Annotated in this window: 15 protein-coding genes; 11 read left to right on the top strand and 4 right to left on the bottom strand. The window is 68.2% G+C overall.

Going from position 1 to position 18,203, the window contains the following annotated elements; genetic code table 11:
- Positions 1 to 29: 29 nt before the first annotated feature.
- Both uvrA and EJP69_RS20725 read right to left on the bottom strand, forming a co-directional pair.
- Positions 30 to 3,146, bottom strand: coding sequence for an excinuclease ABC subunit UvrA (gene uvrA, locus EJP69_RS20730; protein WP_093209058.1), 3,117 nt, complete (start codon positions 3,144 to 3,146; stop codon positions 30 to 32).
- A gap of 18 nt (positions 3,147 to 3,164) precedes the next feature.
- Complete coding sequence (locus tag EJP69_RS20725; RefSeq protein ID WP_126472357.1) at positions 3,165 to 4,568, bottom strand: chloride channel protein; 1,404 nt, start codon at positions 4,566 to 4,568, stop codon at positions 3,165 to 3,167.
- Between the two features lie 108 nt (positions 4,569 to 4,676).
- Between EJP69_RS20725 and ssb the strand changes: the two genes are divergently transcribed.
- Positions 4,677 to 5,231 (top strand): single-stranded DNA-binding protein, encoded by a 555-nt coding sequence (ssb, locus tag EJP69_RS20720; protein ID WP_126472356.1) that lies wholly within the window; start codon positions 4,677 to 4,679, stop codon positions 5,229 to 5,231.
- A gap of 86 nt (positions 5,232 to 5,317) precedes the next feature.
- Here the strand turns inward: ssb and EJP69_RS20715 are convergent, their stop codons facing one another.
- Positions 5,318 to 6,154: an alpha/beta fold hydrolase gene (locus EJP69_RS20715; RefSeq protein WP_126472355.1), complete on the bottom strand. Its 837-nt coding sequence runs from the start codon at positions 6,152 to 6,154 to the stop codon at positions 5,318 to 5,320.
- Positions 6,155 to 6,257: 103 nt separating this feature from the next.
- Here EJP69_RS20715 and EJP69_RS20710 point away from each other — a divergent pair, with 103 nt between their 5' ends.
- Both EJP69_RS20710 and EJP69_RS20705 read left to right on the top strand, forming a co-directional pair.
- Positions 6,258 to 7,235, top strand: coding sequence for a LysR family transcriptional regulator (locus tag EJP69_RS20710; RefSeq protein WP_126472354.1), 978 nt, complete (start codon positions 6,258 to 6,260; stop codon positions 7,233 to 7,235).
- 53 nt (positions 7,236 to 7,288) lie between these two features.
- Complete coding sequence (locus EJP69_RS20705; RefSeq protein WP_126472353.1) at positions 7,289 to 7,939, top strand: hypothetical protein; 651 nt, start codon at positions 7,289 to 7,291, stop codon at positions 7,937 to 7,939.
- Between the two features lie 6 nt (positions 7,940 to 7,945).
- On the opposite strand, the gene EJP69_RS20700 is transcribed toward EJP69_RS20705, so the two are convergent.
- The gene (locus EJP69_RS20700) at positions 7,946 to 8,917 is read right to left on the bottom strand and encodes a LysR family transcriptional regulator (RefSeq protein ID WP_126472352.1); all 972 of its coding nucleotides are present in this window, start codon (positions 8,915 to 8,917) and stop codon (positions 7,946 to 7,948) included.
- Between the two features lie 74 nt (positions 8,918 to 8,991).
- Between EJP69_RS20700 and EJP69_RS20695 the strand changes: the two genes are divergently transcribed.
- From EJP69_RS20695 to EJP69_RS20660, 8 genes are all read left to right on the top strand, one after another.
- A complete protein-coding gene (locus EJP69_RS20695; protein WP_126472351.1) occupies positions 8,992 to 9,549 on the top strand; it encodes a GAF domain-containing protein in 558 nt (185 codons plus the stop codon).
- Positions 9,540 to 9,956 carry a VOC family protein gene (locus EJP69_RS20690; protein ID WP_126472350.1) on the top strand — a complete coding sequence of 139 codons (417 nt, stop codon included), beginning with the start codon at positions 9,540 to 9,542 and terminating at the stop codon, positions 9,954 to 9,956. Before EJP69_RS20695 ends, EJP69_RS20690 begins: the two co-directional genes overlap by 10 nt.
- Positions 9,953 to 10,729 carry an alpha/beta fold hydrolase gene (locus EJP69_RS20685; protein WP_126472349.1) on the top strand — a complete coding sequence of 259 codons (777 nt, stop codon included), beginning with the start codon at positions 9,953 to 9,955 and terminating at the stop codon, positions 10,727 to 10,729. The genes EJP69_RS20690 and EJP69_RS20685 overlap by 4 nt, the downstream gene beginning before the upstream one ends.
- A 30-nt stretch (positions 10,730 to 10,759) precedes the next feature.
- The gene (locus EJP69_RS20680; protein ID WP_126472348.1) at positions 10,760 to 11,572 is read left to right on the top strand and encodes an ABC transporter ATP-binding protein; all 813 of its coding nucleotides are present in this window, start codon (positions 10,760 to 10,762) and stop codon (positions 11,570 to 11,572) included.
- 13 nt (positions 11,573 to 11,585) lie between these two features.
- Entirely contained in the window at positions 11,586 to 12,479 is an 894-nt protein-coding gene (locus tag EJP69_RS20675; protein WP_170217203.1) for an ABC transporter permease, read from the top strand.
- Positions 12,480 to 12,530: 51 nt separating this feature from the next.
- Positions 12,531 to 13,634: an ABC transporter substrate-binding protein gene (locus EJP69_RS20670; protein ID WP_170217202.1), complete on the top strand. Its 1,104-nt coding sequence runs from the start codon at positions 12,531 to 12,533 to the stop codon at positions 13,632 to 13,634.
- An 18-nt stretch (positions 13,635 to 13,652) separates the two neighbouring features.
- Positions 13,653 to 14,774, top strand: coding sequence for an FAD-dependent monooxygenase (locus tag EJP69_RS20665; RefSeq protein ID WP_126472345.1), 1,122 nt, complete (start codon positions 13,653 to 13,655; stop codon positions 14,772 to 14,774).
- A 788-nt stretch (positions 14,775 to 15,562) separates the two neighbouring features.
- The coding region (locus EJP69_RS20660) for an ESPR-type extended signal peptide-containing protein (protein ID WP_276318392.1) at positions 15,563 to 18,203 on the top strand (2,641 nt) is incomplete at its 3' end.

Raw genomic sequence — 18,203 nt, 5'->3', positions numbered from 1 at the left:
CGCGGCCCGTGCATTCGTGCAGGGCGCGGCTACTTCAGCAGCCGCTTCAGGTACCGCCCCGTATGGCTCGCCTCGTTCGCCGCGATGTCTTCCGGCGTGCCCTCACCCACCACCGTGCCGCCGCCGGCACCGCCCTCGGGGCCCATGTCGATGAGCCAGTCGGCGGTCTTGATGACGTCGAGGTTGTGCTCGATCACGACGATGGTGTTGCCCGCGTCGCGCAGCTGGTGCAGCACCTTCAGCAGCAGCTCGATGTCGGCGAAGTGCAGGCCGGTGGTCGGCTCGTCAAGGATGTAGAGCGTGCGGCCGGTGTCGCGCTTGCTGAGCTCCAGCGCGAGCTTCACGCGCTGGGCCTCGCCGCCCGACAGCGTGGTGGCCGACTGGCCCAGCTTGATGTAGCTCAGGCCCACGTCGAGCAGCGTGCGCAGCTTGCGCTCGATTGTCGGCACGGCCCTGAGGAAGTCGTGCGCGGCCTCGACCGTCATCTCCAGGATCTGCGCGATGTTCTTGCCCTTGTAGAGCACCTCGAGCGTCTCGCGGTTGTAGCGCTGGCCGTGGCAGACCTCGCAGGGCACGTACACGTCGGGCAGGAAGTGCATCTCGACCTTCACCACGCCGTCGCCCTGGCAGGCCTCGCAGCGCCCGCCGGCCACGTTGAAGCTGAAGCGGCCCGGGCCGTAGCCGCGCTCGCGCGCGGTGTTGGTCTCGGCCATGAGCTCGCGGATGGGCGTGAACAGGCCGGTGTAGGTGGCCGGGTTGCTGCGCGGCGTGCGGCCGATGGGGCTCTGGTCGACGTTGATGACCTTGTCGAAGTACTCGATGCCTTCCACCGACTCGTGCGCGGCCGGTTCCTCGTGCGCGCGGTAGATCGTGCGCGCCACCGCGGTGTAGAGCGTGTCGTTCACCAGCGTGGACTTGCCCGAGCCCGACACGCCCGTCACGCAGGTCAGCAGGCCGACGGGGAAGGCCACGCTCACGTTCTTCAGGTTGTTGCCGGTGGCGCCGACGACGCGGATTTCCTGCAGGTCGGTCTGCGTCGCCAGGTGCGCTGCCTCGCGCGCGGCGCGGCGCTCGGCGGCGGGGCTGGGCGGAAAGCGCGGGGGCTTCTTGCCTTCATGGAAGGCGGGTTGCTTCGTCGCCGGCAGCCAGGCGGTGCGGTGCTTGGGCACTTCGATCTTTCGTGCGCCCGAGAGGTACTGGCCGGTGAGCGAGTCAGGGTTGGACGAAACCTCGGTGTAGGTGCCCTGCGCCATCACGCGGCCGCCGTGCACGCCGGCACCGGGGCCCATGTCGATCACGTGGTCGGCGGCGTGGATCATGTCCTCGTCGTGCTCGACCACGATCACGCTGTTGCCGATGTCGCGCAGGTGCTTGAGCGTGCCGATGAGGCGGTCGTTGTCGCGCTGGTGCAGGCCGATGCTGGGCTCGTCGAGCACGTACATCACGCCGGTGAGTCCGGAGCCGATCTGCGAGGCGAGGCGGATGCGCTGCGCCTCGCCGCCAGAGAGCGTTTCGGCGCTGCGGTCCAGGCTCAGGTAGTTCAGGCCCACGTCGTTCAGGAATTTCAGGCGCAGACCGATCTCGCGCACCACCTTGTCGGCGATGTCGGCCTTGGCGCCGCGCAGCCTGAGCTTCTGGAACCAGTCGAGCGAATCGCGCAGCGTGAGGCGGCTGAGCTCGAAGATGGCCATGCGCGGACGCTCGGCGCCGTTGTCGGCGGCGCTCTCGTCGACCAGGAACACGTTGCGCGCCTCGGGCCGCAGTCGCGAGCCGCCGCAGTCGGGGCAGGGCTGCAGGTTGCGGAAGCGCGCGAGGTCCTCGCGCACCATCACGGAGTCGGTCTCGCGGTAGCGCCGCGTCATGTTCGGGATGATCCCCTCGAAGGGATGCTTCTTCGTGAGCTTCTTGCCCGCGAAGTTGCCCGACTCCATGGTGTAGTTGAACTTGATCTCCTCGGCGGCCGAGCCGTGCAGCAGCACGTGCTGCACCGAGGCGGGAAGCGATTCGAAGGGCGCGTCGACGTCGAACTTGTAGTGCTTCGCGACGCTCTCGATCATGCTGAAGTAGTAGCCGTTGCGGCGGTCCCAGCCCTTGACGGCGCCGCTGGCCATCGACAGCGATGGAAAGGCCACCACGCGCGCCGGATCGAACACCTCGCGGTGGCCGAGGCCGTCGCAGCTGGGGCAGGCGCCCACGGGCGAGTTGAACGAGAACAGGCGCGGCTCCAGCTCCGACAGCGAGTAGTGGCAGATCGGGCAGGCGAACTTGGCGTTGAACAGGTGCTCCTTGTCGGGCGCACCCTCGGCGCCCAACTGCAGCGCGATGGCGCGTCCCTCGGCCAGGCGCAATGCGGCTTCGAAGCTCTCGGCCAGGCGCTGCTGCATGTCGGGGCGCGCGCGCAGGCGGTCGATGACGACGTCGATGTCGTGCTTCTCGGTCTTCTTGAGCTTGGGCAGGTCGTTGTATTCGTAGGTCTGCCCGTCGACGCGGAAGCGCACGTAGCCGGCTGCCTGCATCTCGGCGAAGAGCTCGAGGAACTCGCCCTTCTTCTCGCGCGCCACGGGCGCCAGGATCATCAGCCGGGGCTCGTCGGGCAATGCCAGCACCGCATCGACCATCTGCGACACCGTCTGCGCCTGCAGTGGCAGGTGGTGGTCGGGGCAGTAGGGCGTGCCGGCGCGGGCGTAGAGCAGGCGCAGGTAGTCGTGGATCTCGGTCACCGTGCCCACGGTGGAGCGCGGGTTGTGGCTGGTGGCCTTCTGCTCGATGCTGATGGCGGGCGAGAGGCCCTCGATCACGTCGACGTCGGGCTTGTCCATCAACTGCAGGAACTGCCGCGCATAGGCCGACAGGCTCTCGACGTAGCGCCGCTGTCCTTCCGCATACAGCGTGTCGAAGGCCAGGCTCGACTTGCCCGAGCCCGACAGGCCGGTGATGACCACCAGCTTGTTGCGCGGGATGTCGAGGTCGACGTTCTTCAGGTTGTGCGTGCGCGCACCCCGGATGCTGATGCGCTGCTGCGCCAGCACCGCGCCGAGGTAGGTATTGCGTTCGAGTTCCGCGTCGCGAGCGCTTTCCGCGTCGGCGTCGGTGTATTCAGTGGTTTTTGAATTCAAGGGGGCGATCGTCCGAGGGCAACCGGACATGATAGACCGCCGGGGATTTCATGGCGAGTGGCCGGGCTCTGGAGGCTTGGGCGTGGGGACTTCCGGCGATGGCGGCGGCTGCACCGCTTCGGTGCCACCCCCGCTGCCCCCACTGCTGATCGCCCGGCCCACCATGTGCTCGGCCAGCGTGTCGTACAGCGGGCGGCTGATCATCCGCGAGACCAGGCTGGCCAGCATGGCGGCGGCCATCAGGCTCAGCACCATCGAGTGGCCGTCGACCATTTCCATGACGATGATGAAGGCGGTGAGCGGCGCCTGCGTCACCGCCGCCAGGAAGCCGGCCATGCCCATGGCGATGAGCGCCGGCCCCTGCTCGCTGCTGGCCAGCCGGGCCACCGCGTCGCCGATGCCCGCGCCGATGGACAGCGACGGCGCGAAGATGCCGCCCGGCACGCCGCACCAGGCCGTGAGCCAGGTGGCGACGAACTTCAGCACGGTGTACAGCGGCGTGAGCTCGTCGTGGCCCTGCAGCATCTGCTTGACCGCCTCGGAGCCCGCGCCGAAGGTGACGCCGCCCGTGACCAGCCCGATGACGGCTACCGCCAGTCCGCCCACGGCCGCGAATCGCACCGGAAAGCGCGCCCGCCAGCGATTGAAGCGTCCGGCCGTGCCCGTGAGCGAAGCGATCAGCAGCCGCGCGAAGAGTCCGCCCGCGGCGCCGCTCAGCAGCGTGACCAGCAGGCCGGGCGCGAGCACGTCCCAGCCCAGCCGGGGCACGCGGATCACGCCGAAATAGCTGATGTTGCCGAAGGCCGAGACCGCCACCAGGCCCGCCAGCACGATGGCCGTGATGATCAGTCCGCTGGAGCGCGCCTCGAGCCGGCCCGACAGTTCCTCGATGGCGAACACCACGCCCGCCAGCGGTGCGTTGAATGCCGCCGCGATGCCGGCGGCACCGCCGGCCACCAGCAGCGCGCGCCCGTCGATGGCCGTGTTGGGCGAGAGCCAGCGGCGCGCATGCTGCATCACGCCCGCCGCCACCTGCACGGAGGGGCCTTCGCGCCCGATCGACAGGCCGGCCGCGAAACCCGCCACGCCCAGTCCGATCTTCGCGACCGTCAGCCGCAGCGAGGCGAAGACGAAGCGCCGCTCGCCGGGCAGGGCCGGATGCAGCGCGGCCTTGATCTGGGGAATGCCGGAGCCGCCGGCTCCGGGGAAGAAACGCAGGGTGAACCAGACGATGCCGGCCGTGAGCAGCGGCGTGGTCAGCAGCACCGCCCAGGGCCAGGCGCGGTAGAAGCGGTGGAACTCGCCGAAGACCCAGTCGCTGGCCAGCGTGAAGCCCACCACGAAGAGGCCTGCCGCGATGGCGTAGCCCAGCACGATGACGCGGTCGAGCCAGACGCGCCCGCTCGACAGCTCGGCGCGCAGATGCTCGAAAAAGTCAGGTTCCCGATTCATCGCAAAGGCCCATTCTGGCATCCGGCGGGAGTACGGGCGGTCGCCTTGGGGCACAATCGAGGGTTCTTCTCAACCTTCTCCTCCATCTACTTATCAGGGGCAGTGCATATGGCATCGGTCAATAAAGTCATCGTCGTCGGCAATCTGGGGCGCGACCCCGAGATGCGTACATTCCCGAGCGGCGACCAGGTCGCGAACGTCACAGTGGCCACCACCGATCGCTGGAAGGACAAGCAAAGCGGCGAAATGCGCGAGGCCACCGAGTGGCACCGCATCGTCTTCAACGGCCGCCTGGCCGAAATCGCCGGCCAGTACCTGCGCAAGGGCTCGCAGGTCTATGTCGAGGGCAGCCTGCGCACGCGCAAGTGGACCGACAAGGACGGCATCGAAAAGTACACCACCGAGATCCGCGCCGATCAGATGCAGATGCTCGGCAGCCGCCAGGGCCAGGGCGGCCCGTCGGGCCCGAGCGATGACGACGGCTACGGTGGTGGCGGTGGCGGCGGCTACTCGCAAGGCAGCGGTGGTGGTGGTGGCGGCGGTGGCGGCTACGCCCCGCGTGCGCCCGCGGCTGCACCGCGCGCTCCGGCGCCGGCTCCGCGCCAGGCACCGGCCAAGTCGTCGTCGGGCTTCGACGACATGGACGACGACATTCCGTTCTGAAGCCGGTTACCCGGACTTGTCACTGAAGGCCTGCTCTTTCGGGAGCAGGCCTTTTTTCATTGCCCGGGCCTGAGCGCGCCAGGCCTTCAGCCGGCTTCCGGAACAGGCTCCTTGCGGGCCTCCGCATCGGCGCCCAGGAACCCCAGCACCAGTTCGACGAAGCGCTCGCCCTGCTCGACGTTCGATAGGTGCACCACCGGCAGCAGCTCGAAGCGCGCACCCGGAATGCCCGCCGCGAGCTCCTCGCCGTGGCGGGCCGAGGTCACGGTGTCTTGCTCGCCCGCGATGACGAGCGTGGGGCTCGCGATCAGGCGCAGCGTCCTGCGCAGGTCGGCGTCGCGCACGGCGGCCCAGCTGCCGGCGATGCCTTCCCTGGGCGTGCGCAGCAGCGTCCTGTGGAACGCCTCGATGGTGGCTCCGCGGGCCTCGAGCATGCGGGCGGGAAACCAATTGCGCAGGAAGGTGTCGGCCGTGGATGTCATGTCCGGCGCGGCCATCAACCCGGCGATGGCCTGGTCCCACTGGCCGGCCGGGCCCAGCCAGGCGGCGGTGTTCGACAGCACCAGCCGGTCGATGCGCTCCGGCACGTGCACGCCCAGCCATTGGGCGACGATGCCGCCGAGGGACAGCCCGAGCACGTGGACGCGTTCCAGCCCCAGCGCGTCGAGCAGCTCGACGACGTCGCGCCCGAGACGGTCGAGCGAGTAGGGCACCGCCGGTGCGCCGGACGCGCCATGGCCGCGGGCGTCGTAGCGCAGCACGCGGAAGTGGCGCACGAGCCGCGGAACCTCCGCGTCCCACATGTGCAGATCGGTTCCGATGGAGTTCGACAGCAGCAGCACCGGCAGGCCGGCGTCCCCGTCGAAGCGGTAGGCGATGGAAACGCCGTCGCCAGTGGTGAAGAAGGAAAGGTTCGAGTCCATGGTGCGTGGCCTTGCGATGTGTTTGACGATGGCTTCATCGTAGGCAGGCACCGGCGCGGCGGATACTACAAAGTTCAGACCATCTTTGTATGAAGAGCCAACGATGTCATCCACCTTCACGCTCCACGATCTGCAATGCTTCGACGCCGTCCTGCGCCACGGCGGTTTCCAGGCCGCGGCGGAACGGCTGCACCGCACGCACCCTTCCGTGATCGCCTCGGTGGCCAAGCTGGAGCAGCAGCTGGGCATCACGCTGCTGGACCGCTCCGGCTACCGCGTGAAGCCGACGGACGCAGGGCGCGCGCTGCATCGCAAGGCGGAATCGCTGCTTCGGGAAGCGGGCGACCTGAAGACCTACGCCGAGCAGCTGGCCATGGGGCAGGAGGCCGAGCTCCGCGTCGTGCTCGGAGACCTGTGCCCGCTGACGCCCGTGCTGCAGCTGCTGGGCCGCTTCTTCGGCGCGTGGCCGCAGACGCGGCTTCATCTGCAGTTCGAATCCGTGACCGGGCCGTGGGAGCGCCTGCTCGACGGCGAGGCCGATCTCATCGTGCACCGGGTCGCCAAGAGCGACGTGCGCCTCGACTGGATCGACCTCGGAAAGGTGGCGATGGTGCCGGTCGTGGCCGCGGGCTTCCTGCCGTTCCCGGTCACGGCTGCGATCACGCCGCAGCAGATGCAGCGCTTCGCCCAATGCGTGATCCGCGACTCCGCCCGCCGCGCGCCCGAAACGCAGCACTACGTGGTCGAAGGCGCGCCGCAGTGCTCGGTGCCAGACATGCTGATGAAGAAGGAACTCATCGTGAACGGCATGGCGTGGGGCCACCTGCCGCGCTTTCTCGTCGAGTCCGAGCTGAAGGAAGGGCGGCTGCTGTCCATCGCGGGGCGGCACTTTCCGGGCATCGTCGAGGACCTCGTGGTCGCGCGGCTGCGCGACAGGCCGCACGGCCCCGTGGCGTCTGCGCTGTGGGACTTTCTCGGCAGCCATGCACCGCTCCTGAAGCCGGCGCTGGGGCAGGTACCTCGGGCAAGCGGCCGGGGCGCGGAGCGGCCCGCGAAAGCAGGACGCAAATCGACACGATGACGCGGAAGTCGCCGCCGGATAATGCGGGCTTTTTTGCTCAGTAGCCAACCAGGATGAGTGCCGCGGATTTCCTTTTTTCTCCCGAAGTGCAGAAGCTCCTCGCGATCCTGTACGCGGCACCCGATCAGCAACTTCCGACCGGCGAACTCGCCAGGCGCTCGAAGCTCGGCGAGGCCGATGCGGCGCTCACCGTGGAGCATCTCGTCAAGAGCGGCATGGTGAAGCGGCAGGCGGCGAAGGCCGAGCAGGCCGAGACCCTGCAGGTCGATCGCTCCTTCGTCTTCCACGACGAACTGCGGCGCATCGCATTCAAGTCGTTCGCCGTGGCGGAGCCGATCCGTTCCATGCTGCGGTCCAAGTTCAAGGACTCGGTCGTGCGCGCCTTCGTGCTGGGCGAGGACGCGCAGGGCACCGTGGAGCTGCTCGTCGTGCATGGCCAGCTCGTGCCCGACGAGGCCACCATGGCGGCGGCCTGCCAGAAGCTGTCGAAGAGCATGAGTCGCCACCTCAAGGTGCACGTCATTCCGCTCGGCAGGCTCGACGGCATGTCGCCGCGCGATCCGCTGGCCTCGAAGCTCGCCGCCGACAACGTGCACGAGATCATCGCGCTCGGGGATACCAAGGCGCAGCTGCCCGTCGAGAAGGGCGGGCTGCTGCAGGCGGCGAGAAAGAAGCTGGCGACGCTTGCCCGGCCGTCCGCGTGAAAGGGTTCAGCCGGCGGAGCGCTTCATGCGCCGCGCCGTCTCGACCACCGCGCCGCGCAGCGATCGCACCGTGGGGTGGGCTTCGAGCTCCTTCAGCGTGAAGAAGCTCACCGGCGGCAGGTTCCAGCTCAGGCGGTAGGGGAGCGCGGCCCAGTGGCCCGCGGGCTCCATGCCGGCCAGCACGTCGCGCGCGAAGATGGTGATGGCGTTGGGCTCCTGGCGCAGCACCGTCTCGATGCTCCGGATCGCCGTGGTCTCCAGGATGGGCAGCGGCGGCTGGACGCCCGCGCCGACGAAGATCGCGTTGTAGGTCCTGCGCATGGGCGTGTTGGGCGGCGGCAGGATCCAGTCGAGCTGCGCGAGCCGCGCCCAGTCCAGCGGCCCGCGCGAGAGGCGCTTGACGTTCTTCGCGCCGACCACGAGGCAGGGTTCCTGCTCGTGGATGGCTTCCTGCACCAGCCCGCTCGCATCGCCGTCGTAGGAGCGGCCGATGGCGCAGTCGAGTTCGCGCGCGACGAGGCCGGCGACCAGCTCGTCCGTGGTGCCTTCGCGCACCATCACCGAAATGCGCGGCGAGCGGTCGAGCAGGTGCGTGAGCGCCGCCGACATGAGTTGCTGCGGCACCTGCTGCGTGAGGCCCAGCCGCAGGCGCCCGCTGCGCCCGGCTTCGAGCGAGGTGAGCACGCGCGTGGTCGCCTCGAGCTCGGCCAGCCAGCGCCGCGCGTAGTGCAGCACCGCGTCGCCCGCGGCGGTCGGCACCAGCCCCCTGCTGGAGCGCTCGAAGAGCGTGCTGCCGAAGATGTCCTCGACCTCGTGCAGCGCCTTGGTGATCGCCGGCTGGCTGAGCTGCATCTCGGCGGCGACGCGGCTGAGCGTGCGATGCCGGTCGATGGCCTGCAGCAGCGAAAGCTGGCGCAGCTTGAGGCGCGAGAGCAGCGCGTGCTGCAGTTCGACGGCGGGGTCGCGGGCTGTGGGCAAGGCCATAACTCCATGGTTATCGGGCTATCAGAAATTATTTCACTTTGGTGAATTGCGAGTCCTAGACTTTTCCCATGGACCCGATCAATGCACCGACGACCACCGGCATCACGGCCGGCTTCCTGGACGCCCTGGCCGAGGCGGCCGGCGCCGACGAGGCACTGCGCCGGATCGACGGCTGCCGCCTTCGGATCACCCCGGGCAGCATCTTCAGCATCCAGCAGAACGTGACGACCGGGCGCGACGCGGCCGGCCAGGTCCTGCTGCGCCGCTTCTATTCGTCGGAGGCCGCGACCTTCCCGGTCAACGGCGCGAAGCGCAAGACGCGCACGCCGTGGACCGAACGTCTCTTCGTGCAGGGGCGCGTGTTCGTGGGCGAGGGCGAGCAGGTGCTCGCGCAGAACTTCGACGACTTCGACCAGATGCGCGCCTACGGGCTGCGCAGCGTGGTCAACGTGCCGATGCTGCAGGGCAGCCTCTGCTATGCCACCTTCAACGTCTTCGGCACCCGCGAGCGCTGGCAGCCGGAGGAGCTCTTCGGCATCCGGCTGCTGGCGCTCGCCGCCGCGCGATGGGTGCCTTCCGCGCCTGGGCTCGCCTACAGCTTCGAGGAGGAGACGCCATGCCTGTGACTGCCTTGCATCACTTCACCATCCGCTGCACGCCGGACGAGCTGCCGCCGCTGGTCGATTTCTACACGCGCGTGATGCGCCTCACGGTCGGTGCGCGGCCGGAGATTCCAGCGCCCGGCGCGTGGCTGTACGCGGATGGCCAGCCCATCGTTCATCTCTACGCACACCTGTCGACGCCTGATGGACCTGGCGATGCGGACGGGCCCGTCACCGGCCACGTCGACCACATCTCGTTCCGCTCGCGCGGACTGGCCGAGATGCGCGAACACCTGCGCGCACTGGACATTCCGTTCGCCGAGGCGCCCATTCCCGGCTGGGCGATCCACCAGCTCTTCCTGCACGATCCGCGCGGCCTGAAGATCGAGATGACCTTCTGGATGGACCTGGAAGAAGGGAGCGCCGCATGACGAGCTTCGTGCAGGCGGGCGAGCTGCGCATCGCCTTCGACCGCGAGGGCGACGGCCCGCCGCTGCTGCTGATGCACGGCGCGGAGGCCTCGCGGCAGATGTTCGCGGCGCTGGTGCCGCACCTGTCGAAGCACTTCACCGTGATCGCCTACGACCAGCGCGACTGCGGCGAGACCGAGGGGCCGGAGCGCGCGTCGACGCTCGCCGACCTGGCGGACGATGCGCAGCGGCTCGTCAAGGCGCTGGGGTTCAGGCGTGCGCACGTGTTCGGCTCGTCTTTCGGCGGCCGCGTCGCGCAGGCGCTGGCGCTGATGCATCCGCGTTCGGTCGATCACCTCGTGCTGGGCAGCACATGGCCGCTGCCGAGGCCGTACGAAGAGCTGTGTCCCGACGCGCGGCGCCTGGGCGAGCTGCGCCGCGACCTGCCGGCCACGGCGGAGGAACTGGCGACCTGGTTCTTTCCCGAAGCCTTTCTCGCGGAGCGGCCCGAACTGCGGCGCCTGTTCGCCAACGCACGGCCCGGATCGGCGCGTGCCACCCGGCGAGCCGAGACCGTGCAGACCGCGCTCGAGCAAGGCGCAGCCGACATCCTCGCACCCACGCTGGTGCTGGCGGGCGAACTCGACCGCGTGGTGCCCGCGAGCGTGACGCTCTCGATGGCCGGCCGCATCCGCGGCGCCGATGCGGTGCTGCTGCCCGGCGTCGGCCACGTCACCGCGATGCAGGCGCCGCAGGTGCTGGCGCAGCACATCGTCCGCTTCCTAGAGACCTGATCGAGACCTGAAACCCGAAGGAGCCAGGCCATGAGCACGAACCATGAACGCGCGACCGCAGGCGCGCGCGGGCGCCCCGACTACATCCGCATCGAAGGGCTCTCCAAGCACTTCGGCGACGGCGGTGGAGGCGTGCTCGCGCTGAAGGACATCGACTGCGGCATCGAGCAGGGCAGCTTCGTGACCATCGTGGGACCGAGCGGCTGCGGCAAGAGCACGCTGCTGCGCATCCTCGCGGGCCTGCTCGACTACGACATCGGCCGCGTGGTGCTCGACGGACAGCCGATCCGCGGCACGCGGCGCGACGTGGGCGTGGTGTTCCAGAGCTCGATCCTGCTGCCATGGCGCACCATCCTCGAGAACGTGATGCTGCCGGCCGAGGTGCTCGGCATTCCCGCGAAGCAGGCGCGCGAGCGGGCGATGCAGCTGCTGCAGATGGTCCGACTCGAAGGCTTCGAGCACAAGCTGCCGCGCCAGCTGAGCGGTGGCATGCAGCAGCGCGCCTCGATCGCGCGGGCGCTGCTGCACGACCCGAAGATCCTGCTGATGGACGAGCCCTTCGGCGCGCTCGACGCGATGACGCGCGAGCGCATGAACCTGGAGCTGCAGCGCATCTGGATGGAAAGCGGCAAGACGGTGGTGCTCATCACGCATTCGATTCCAGAGGCGGTGTTCCTCGGCGACAGGGTGTTCGTGATGTCGCCGCGCCCCGGCACGCTCGAGCGCGTGCTGCCCGTCGACCTGCCGCGCCCGCGGTCGATGGAGGTGATGTCGCATCCCGCCTTCGCCGCCGCGTCCGCATCGATCCGCGAGCGCTTCTCGCATGCAGCTTCATTCGACTGACAGGGGGCTCCCGATGACCACCGCCATGCTCGCCAAGACCGATTCCGCCGCGCCGTCCGCGGCTCGCCCTTCGATCCCGGCAAGGGAGAAGCCGCGGCGCCGCGCCAATCCTCTCGCGTCGACACGGGTGCAGTCGATCCTGCTGCTCGTCGCGCTGCTCGGGTCGTGGGAAGGGGCCGTGCGGCTCTTCAAGGTGCCGAAGCACCTGGTACCGCCGGTGAGCGACATCGCCGTCGCGCTGTGGCGCGGCCTCGCCACCGGGCCCCTGGCGAAGGACGGCTTCTGGTACCACGGCGGCGTGACGGTGACCGAGATTCTTCTGGGCTTTCTCATCGGCAGCGGCGTGGGTCTCGCGATCGGCATCGTGGTGTCGCAGATGCCGAAGGTCGAGGCGCTGCTGGAGCCCTACGTCGCGGCGCTGCAGAGCGTGCCCAAGGTGGCGGTCGCGCCGATCATCGTGGTGTGGCTGGGCTTCGGCATCGGCTCGAAGGTGATGATCATCTGCCTGCTCACCTTCTTCCCGGTGCTGGTGACCAGCATCGCGGGCTTCAAGGCGGTGGACCCGGACCGGATCGACCTGCTGCGCTCGCTCTCGGCGACGCAGTGGCAGATCTTCCGCAAGGCGAAGTTTCCGAGCGCGCTGCCGTACATCTTCGCGGGGCTGAACATGGCCGCCGCCTTCAGCGTGGTGGGCGCGGTGGTGGGCGAGTTCGTCGGCGCGCAGGCGGGGCTCGGCGTGCTCATCCTGCAGATGGAAGCGCAGGCCGACACCGGCGGCAGCTTCGCGGTGTGCGTGGTGCTGTCGGTGATCGGCATCGTGCTGAGCGACCTGCTGCGCCGCATCCAGCGCCGCGTGCTGCACTGGATGCCGGCCGACGCCTCGCAGCAGCGGACGGTGAACGTCTGAGCCGCGCATTCCTGATCCCGCATTTCTTTTCGCATGAAGAAGGAGCGAGCCATGTTGACGCGACGTGATTTCGGCCTGGGCCTCGGCGCCCTCGGTCTTGCAGCCGGCCTGCCGGCACTGGCGCAGGCGCAGGGCGTACGGGTGATGAAGGTGGCGAACACCGCTGCGGTGAACGATCCGCAGCAGTGCTTCACCACCGCGGGCCAGCACCCCAGGCTCGACTTCTACAAGTCGAAAGGCGTGGACGTGGAGTACGTCAACATGTCGAGCATGACCCAGGCGCTGCAGAGCCTGCGCGCTGGGCACGTGGACTTCGGGCCGGCGGTGCCGGGCATCCTGCTGCCGGCGATGGCGAAGGATCCGTCGCTCGACCTGGTGAGCGTCTACAAGTGGCTGCCGCGCAATGCGAACGTGATCGTCGTGAAGCCCGGCAGCCCGATCAGGTCGGCCGCGGACCTCGCGGGCAAGCGCATCGGCGTGCGCAGCCAGGGCGACACCGGCATCGTCATCACGAAGATCATGCTGGCCGAGCTGGGGCTGAAGGACGACCGCTGCGAGTACATCGCCATCGGCGACGGCGCGCCGGCCGGCGCGGCGATCGACAACGACCGCGTGGACGCGATGGTGGCCTTCGACACCGCCGCCGCGCGCATCGAACTGGTGGGAACGAAGCTGCGCTACGTGCCGCTCACGCCGAAGTTCGCGCAGTTGGGCTCGGGCTGGCTGTGCGTGCCGCGCAAGCTGCTCAAGGACGACCGCAAGGCGCTGGTGGCGCTGTTCCAGGGCATCGCGAAGTCGACTCTCTTCTCGAACGCGAACCTCGATGCGGCGATCGACCTGCACTGGGCCACGTACCCCGAGAGCAGGCCCAAGGGCCGCAGCGAGGACGAGGCGCGCAAGGAGCTGGCATTCATCCTCAAGGACCGCAGGAACAGCTGGATGCGCCGGCCCGACGATCCGGACCAGCGCATGGGAGCGTCGTCGGTGGCCGAGTGGAAGGCCAACATCGAGATGACGGCCGAGAGCAGCAAGAACCCGAAGCTGGCCAGCGAACTCGGCGACCCGAACCGGCTGTTCACCAACGAGCTGATCGACGACATCAACGCCTTCGACAAGCAGGCGGTGATCCGGATGGCCAGGGAATTCAGGCTGTAGCAGGCGAAGGAGCAGGCCATGGACGTTCTCATCTCCGGCGCCAGCATGGCTGGCCTTTCGGCGGCCTGCTGGTTCGCCCGCCTCGGCCACCGGGTGACGGTCGTGGAGCGCGCCGACGGACTGCGCCCCGGCGGCGCGCCCATCGACGTTCGCGGTCGTGCGCTCGCAACCGCGCAACGGATGGGCATCCTCGCGAGGATCGAGGAAGAGAAGGTCGCCATCCTCGAGCCGGCGCCGGTGCTCGACGGTACGGGAGCGCAGGTCGCGACCCTCGACCTGCGCTGGTTCGCCAACGAGACCGACGACGACATCGAGATCACGCGGGACCGGCTCAACCGGATCCTGCTGGACGCCATACCCGACGGCGTGGAGTTCCGCTTCAAGGCCTCCATCGCGGCGATCGCCGATGGGGCGAGCGGCGTGGATGTCGTCTTCGCGGACGGGCTGCGGGGGCGGTACGACCTCGTCGTGGGTGCCGACGGCCTGCATTCCAACGTGCGCCGGCTCGCCTTCGGGCCGGAGAAAGATTACGTCCGGCACTTCGGCCACTACGTCGCGCTGGTCGATCTTCCGGCTGACCGGACGTGGCACCGCGCCATGCTCAACGTGCCCGGCCTCACGATCGCCGTGCGCGATGCGGGCGACGGTCCGCAGGGAATGATGCTCGCGGCCAGCCCCGAGATCGACTACGACTACCGCGACCTCGATGCGCAACGGCGGCTGATCGACCGGCTCCTTTCCCGCGTCGACGCGTGGCAGGTGCCCGCGATGCGCGAGGCGTTCGTCGATCCCGACGCCAGGGGCTTCTACTTCGATTCGGTCAGCCAGACCCGCATGCCGGGCTGGACGCGCGGCAACGTCGCGGTCATCGGCGACGCGGGTCACTGCGCGGCGCTGCTGTCGGGCATGGGAACGACGCTGGCGATGGTGTCGGCGGAGCTCCTGGCGAGCACCTGGACCGAGGCCGGCGGCAACATGGAGGCGGCATCGCCGCTCTATCACGAACGCCTGCGGCCCTATGTGGAGCAGTGCCAGGCCTTCGCCGGCGAAGGCGCTCCGATCATGGTGCCGCCCACGCAGGAAGCGCTCGACGAGCGCAACGCGATGTTCCGCGAGTACGCGGCCAGGTTCGCGAAGTGAGCTGAACCGGCCGGCCGCCTGCTACCGCGGCCTTGGAACCGGGGCTCGCGGCGATCCGCGAGGTCACGACCTCCGTCCCGCGTCCCTTGAAGCAGCCGATCGGGTTGGCGGTCTCGAGCTTGACGATGAACTCGCAGCCCAGGAGTTCGCCGAGGGCGGAGCATTCGAATTGCGGGGTGTCGAGAAAAACGCCGGAAATCTCTTTTCTCGCTGTGCGCATGCGTTCCAGGTCGATTCGCGTGTTTGACCGACTGGTGCTTTTTTGCGCTGCCGGTGCTGTTTTTTTGCGCGTGAAGCAATTAATTCGACTTAGTTCGGATAATTTTTGGCGAGTCATTGTTCGCGGGCAATGGAAATTCGGAAAAGCGGCCGTCAATTGGTCGAAACGTATCCCAACGTACTCATGAAATCCTGCCTTGCAGGCCGGTTGCTTCCCTTTCCTCTCTCACCTCGCGTACGGGCGCGTCTACCCGTCCATCCCATCAAAGACAAATAACATTTTCATTGTCATTGATATCGAATTGATGATTACGAAGAATAACTTCATTGCCAAATGAGAAATTGCATAGTAAGAAAATAATTCATTGGTATCTTTGGATTACTATTGAATTTGACGGTTCAATTGAAAATTCGCTTTTATTCTTCTAAATGACTCCAAAAAGAGACATTTTAGATTGCTTGATTCCATTCGTTTTTTTAGATTTGCCGGCTGCAAATAATTAAAAAAACCAGGGGGCCGAATGGTCTTCAGCCATTCGATCAGCCTTTCAAACGGATGGATGGAGCTCATGAATAAAACTTACCGCTCTCTGTGGAACGAGTCCCTTGGCGCCTGGGTTGCGGCGTCTGAAACCGCCAGTGCACGCGGCAGCCGCGGCGCAAGCCGCGTGGCGGCCTCCGCCGCGAACGGCGCGCTCACGCTGCCCCCTTCAGGGCGCCTGCGCGCGGGGGTCATGACGGCATTGCTGACGCTGGGCTGGGCCGGATGCTCCGCCCCGGCGCAGGCGCAGTCGGTCGACTGCTCGGCGTCGCCTTTCAACGCGTACAACAGCACCGCCTCGTGCATGGGGTTCGAATCGAAGGCCTCGGGGATCGGGGCCACCGCGCTCGGTTCTCTTGCGCAAGCCCAGCAACTCGGCGGGCTCGCGGTGGGGTACAACTCCCTCAGCTCCGCACAGAATTCGATCTCCCTGGGGTTTCAGGCCTTCAGCTCAGGCGTCAATTCCATCTATCTGGGTGCCCGCACCGGGCCCACCACTGGCGCACTGGCCGATGGCGCCATCGGCATCGGCACGGACGTGACCGCCAACGCCCTCAGCACCGTTGCCATCGGCTCCCTGTCCCAGGCAACCGCGTTGCGCGCCGTCGCGGTGGGAAACCAGGCAATGGCAACCAGTGAAGCGGCCACCGCCTTCGGCAACGGCACTCGAGCGCAAGGCAACAGTTCGCTTGCGCTCGGTGCGCAAGCGATCGCTGTCGGCGACAGCACAGTCGCGGTCGGCCAGGGTGCCGGCGCGGGCTCGACGATCGCCAATGCAGGTTCGGCCGCAGTGGGTATCGCGGCCGGAACGCTGGTCAGCGGCGCACGGAACACCGCCATGGGGGGAGGCATTGCGAGCGCGATGCGCGGCGCGGGTTCGGGCGTCACAGGAGCGCGCAACGTCGCCTTCGGCACAGGCGACGGCAGCGTCGCCTACGACGCCACTCTGAAGGCATCGGCGGGCAACCTGGTAACGGGCAACGACAACATCGCCATCGGCACCAACGCGGGCATCGGCGTCGCCAGCAACGCGACGACTTCCATCGGCCTCAATGCGAATGCCAGCGCGAACAACGCGGTTGCGATAGGCCCCCTGGCCAACGCAGCGGGCATCAGCTCCGCGGCACTCGGCAACCTCGCCAATGCTTCGGCGGACTTCTCTCTGGCCATGGGCAATCAGGCCCTGTCGAGCGGCGTCGGCTCGGTCGCGGCGGGGTCGGGCGCCAACGCAGCGGCCGATGGCACCGTGGCGATGGGCAACAACGCCACCGCCAGTGCCACGCGCGGGACCGCACTGGGATTCGGTACCGCGGCCGCCAAGAACGCCACCGCAGTGGGCACGCTTGCCGCAGCGGCCGGTGAGCAGGCGGTCGCCATCGGCAGCAACGCCAAGGCCTCCGCGCTCAACGCGATCGCGATGGGCCTCAACACCGTCGCCGACTCCGCAGACGCAGTCGCAATCGGCAACGGCTCGACGGCCACCGGCGGCAAGGCAGTAGCCATCGGTTCCGGCAACGTCGCCAACGGCAACGGCGCGGTGGCCATCGGCGACCCGAACACCGCCACCGGCAACGGCGCGATCGCGAGCGGCCTGGACAACACCGCCACCGGCAACGGCTCCGTGGCGATGGGCAACACCAACAAGGTCGGCGGTGGCGGCCAGGCCGTGGGCGTGCCCGGCACGCCGGCGCAGGGCGCGGTCGGCATCGGCTTCCAGAACACCGTGGTCGGACAGGGCAGCGTGGCGATCGGCAGCACCAGCCAGGCGCTGGCGGCAGGCGCGGTCGCCTTCGGCGATACGGCCATCGCCAACAACGCGGGCGACGTGGCGCTCGGTTCCGGCTCGGTCACCGCGACGGCCGTGGGAACTCCCAGCGTCACCATCAACGGCACGACGCACAAGTTCCAGGGCATCAACCCCACGAGCACCGTCAGCGTCGGTGCGCCGGGCACCGAGCGCACCATCACCAACGTGGCCGCCGGCAGGATCTCCGGGACCTCCACCGATGCCATCAACGGCAGCCAGCTGTCCGCCACCAACGACGCGATCGCGGAGGTGGCGACCACGGCCGGCAAGGGCTGGAACCTGACCACGGCCCAGACGGGCACCGGCACGGCAACGGGCACCAGCGTGCAGAACATCGCTCCGGGCACCGCCGTCACCTACACGGCAGGCAACAACATCGCCATCACGCAGAACGGCGCCGAGGTGCAGATCGCCACCAGCGCGACGCCCAGCTTCACCAGCGTGACCACGGGCGGCACGGTGATGAACAACAACGGCCTCACGATCACGGGCGGCCCGAGCGTGACGATCACGGGCATCAACGCCAACAACACGGTGATCACCAACGTGGCGCCCGGCGTGGGCCCCACCGACGCGGTGAACGTGAGCCAGCTGAACACCACGATCACGGCCAACAAGATCAAGTACTTCAGCGTGCAATCCACCGGCGGCGGCAACGAGGACAACCTCGGCGCGCAGGCTGCGGACGCTGTCGCCGTGGGCAAGGACGCCAGCTCGACCGTCGCCGGCGGGGTCGCCATCGGCTCGGGCGCCGTCTCCGACCGGGCGATCGCCGCCGGCACGGGCAACATCCCCGCGGGCAGCGCGCTGATCCCGTTCAACACCGCCGACCGCACGCTCCTGGGTGCGCTCTCCGTGGGCA

The sequence above is a fragment of the Variovorax gossypii genome (assembly GCF_003965815.1).
Taxonomy (GTDB): Bacteria; Pseudomonadota; Gammaproteobacteria; order Burkholderiales; family Burkholderiaceae_C; genus Variovorax; species Variovorax gossypii.
This window is presented reverse-complemented; position numbering and strand designations above follow the sequence as displayed.

Bases quoted from the DNA above. Each gene is read 5' to 3' on its own strand.
- uvrA (WP_093209058.1), bottom strand. From the start codon at position 3,146: ATGTCCGGTTGCCCTCGGACGATCGCCCCCTTGAATTCAAAAACCACT.
- EJP69_RS20725 (WP_126472357.1), bottom strand. From the start codon at position 4,568: ATGAATCGGGAACCTGACTTTTTCGAGCATCTGCGCGCCGAGCTGTCG.
- ssb (WP_126472356.1), top strand. From the start codon at position 4,677: ATGGCATCGGTCAATAAAGTCATCGTCGTCGGCAATCTGGGGCGCGAC.
- EJP69_RS20715 (WP_126472355.1), bottom strand. From the start codon at position 6,154: ATGGACTCGAACCTTTCCTTCTTCACCACTGGCGACGGCGTTTCCATC.
- EJP69_RS20710 (WP_126472354.1), top strand. From the start codon at position 6,258: ATGTCATCCACCTTCACGCTCCACGATCTGCAATGCTTCGACGCCGTC.
- EJP69_RS20705 (WP_126472353.1), top strand. From the start codon at position 7,289: ATGAGTGCCGCGGATTTCCTTTTTTCTCCCGAAGTGCAGAAGCTCCTC.
- EJP69_RS20695 (WP_126472351.1), top strand. From the start codon at position 8,992: ATGGACCCGATCAATGCACCGACGACCACCGGCATCACGGCCGGCTTC.
- EJP69_RS20690 (WP_126472350.1), top strand. From the start codon at position 9,540: ATGCCTGTGACTGCCTTGCATCACTTCACCATCCGCTGCACGCCGGAC.
- EJP69_RS20685 (WP_126472349.1), top strand. From the start codon at position 9,953: ATGACGAGCTTCGTGCAGGCGGGCGAGCTGCGCATCGCCTTCGACCGC.
- EJP69_RS20680 (WP_126472348.1), top strand. From the start codon at position 10,760: ATGAGCACGAACCATGAACGCGCGACCGCAGGCGCGCGCGGGCGCCCC.
- EJP69_RS20675 (WP_170217203.1), top strand. From the start codon at position 11,586: ATGACCACCGCCATGCTCGCCAAGACCGATTCCGCCGCGCCGTCCGCG.
- EJP69_RS20670 (WP_170217202.1), top strand. From the start codon at position 12,531: ATGTTGACGCGACGTGATTTCGGCCTGGGCCTCGGCGCCCTCGGTCTT.
- EJP69_RS20665 (WP_126472345.1), top strand. From the start codon at position 13,653: ATGGACGTTCTCATCTCCGGCGCCAGCATGGCTGGCCTTTCGGCGGCC.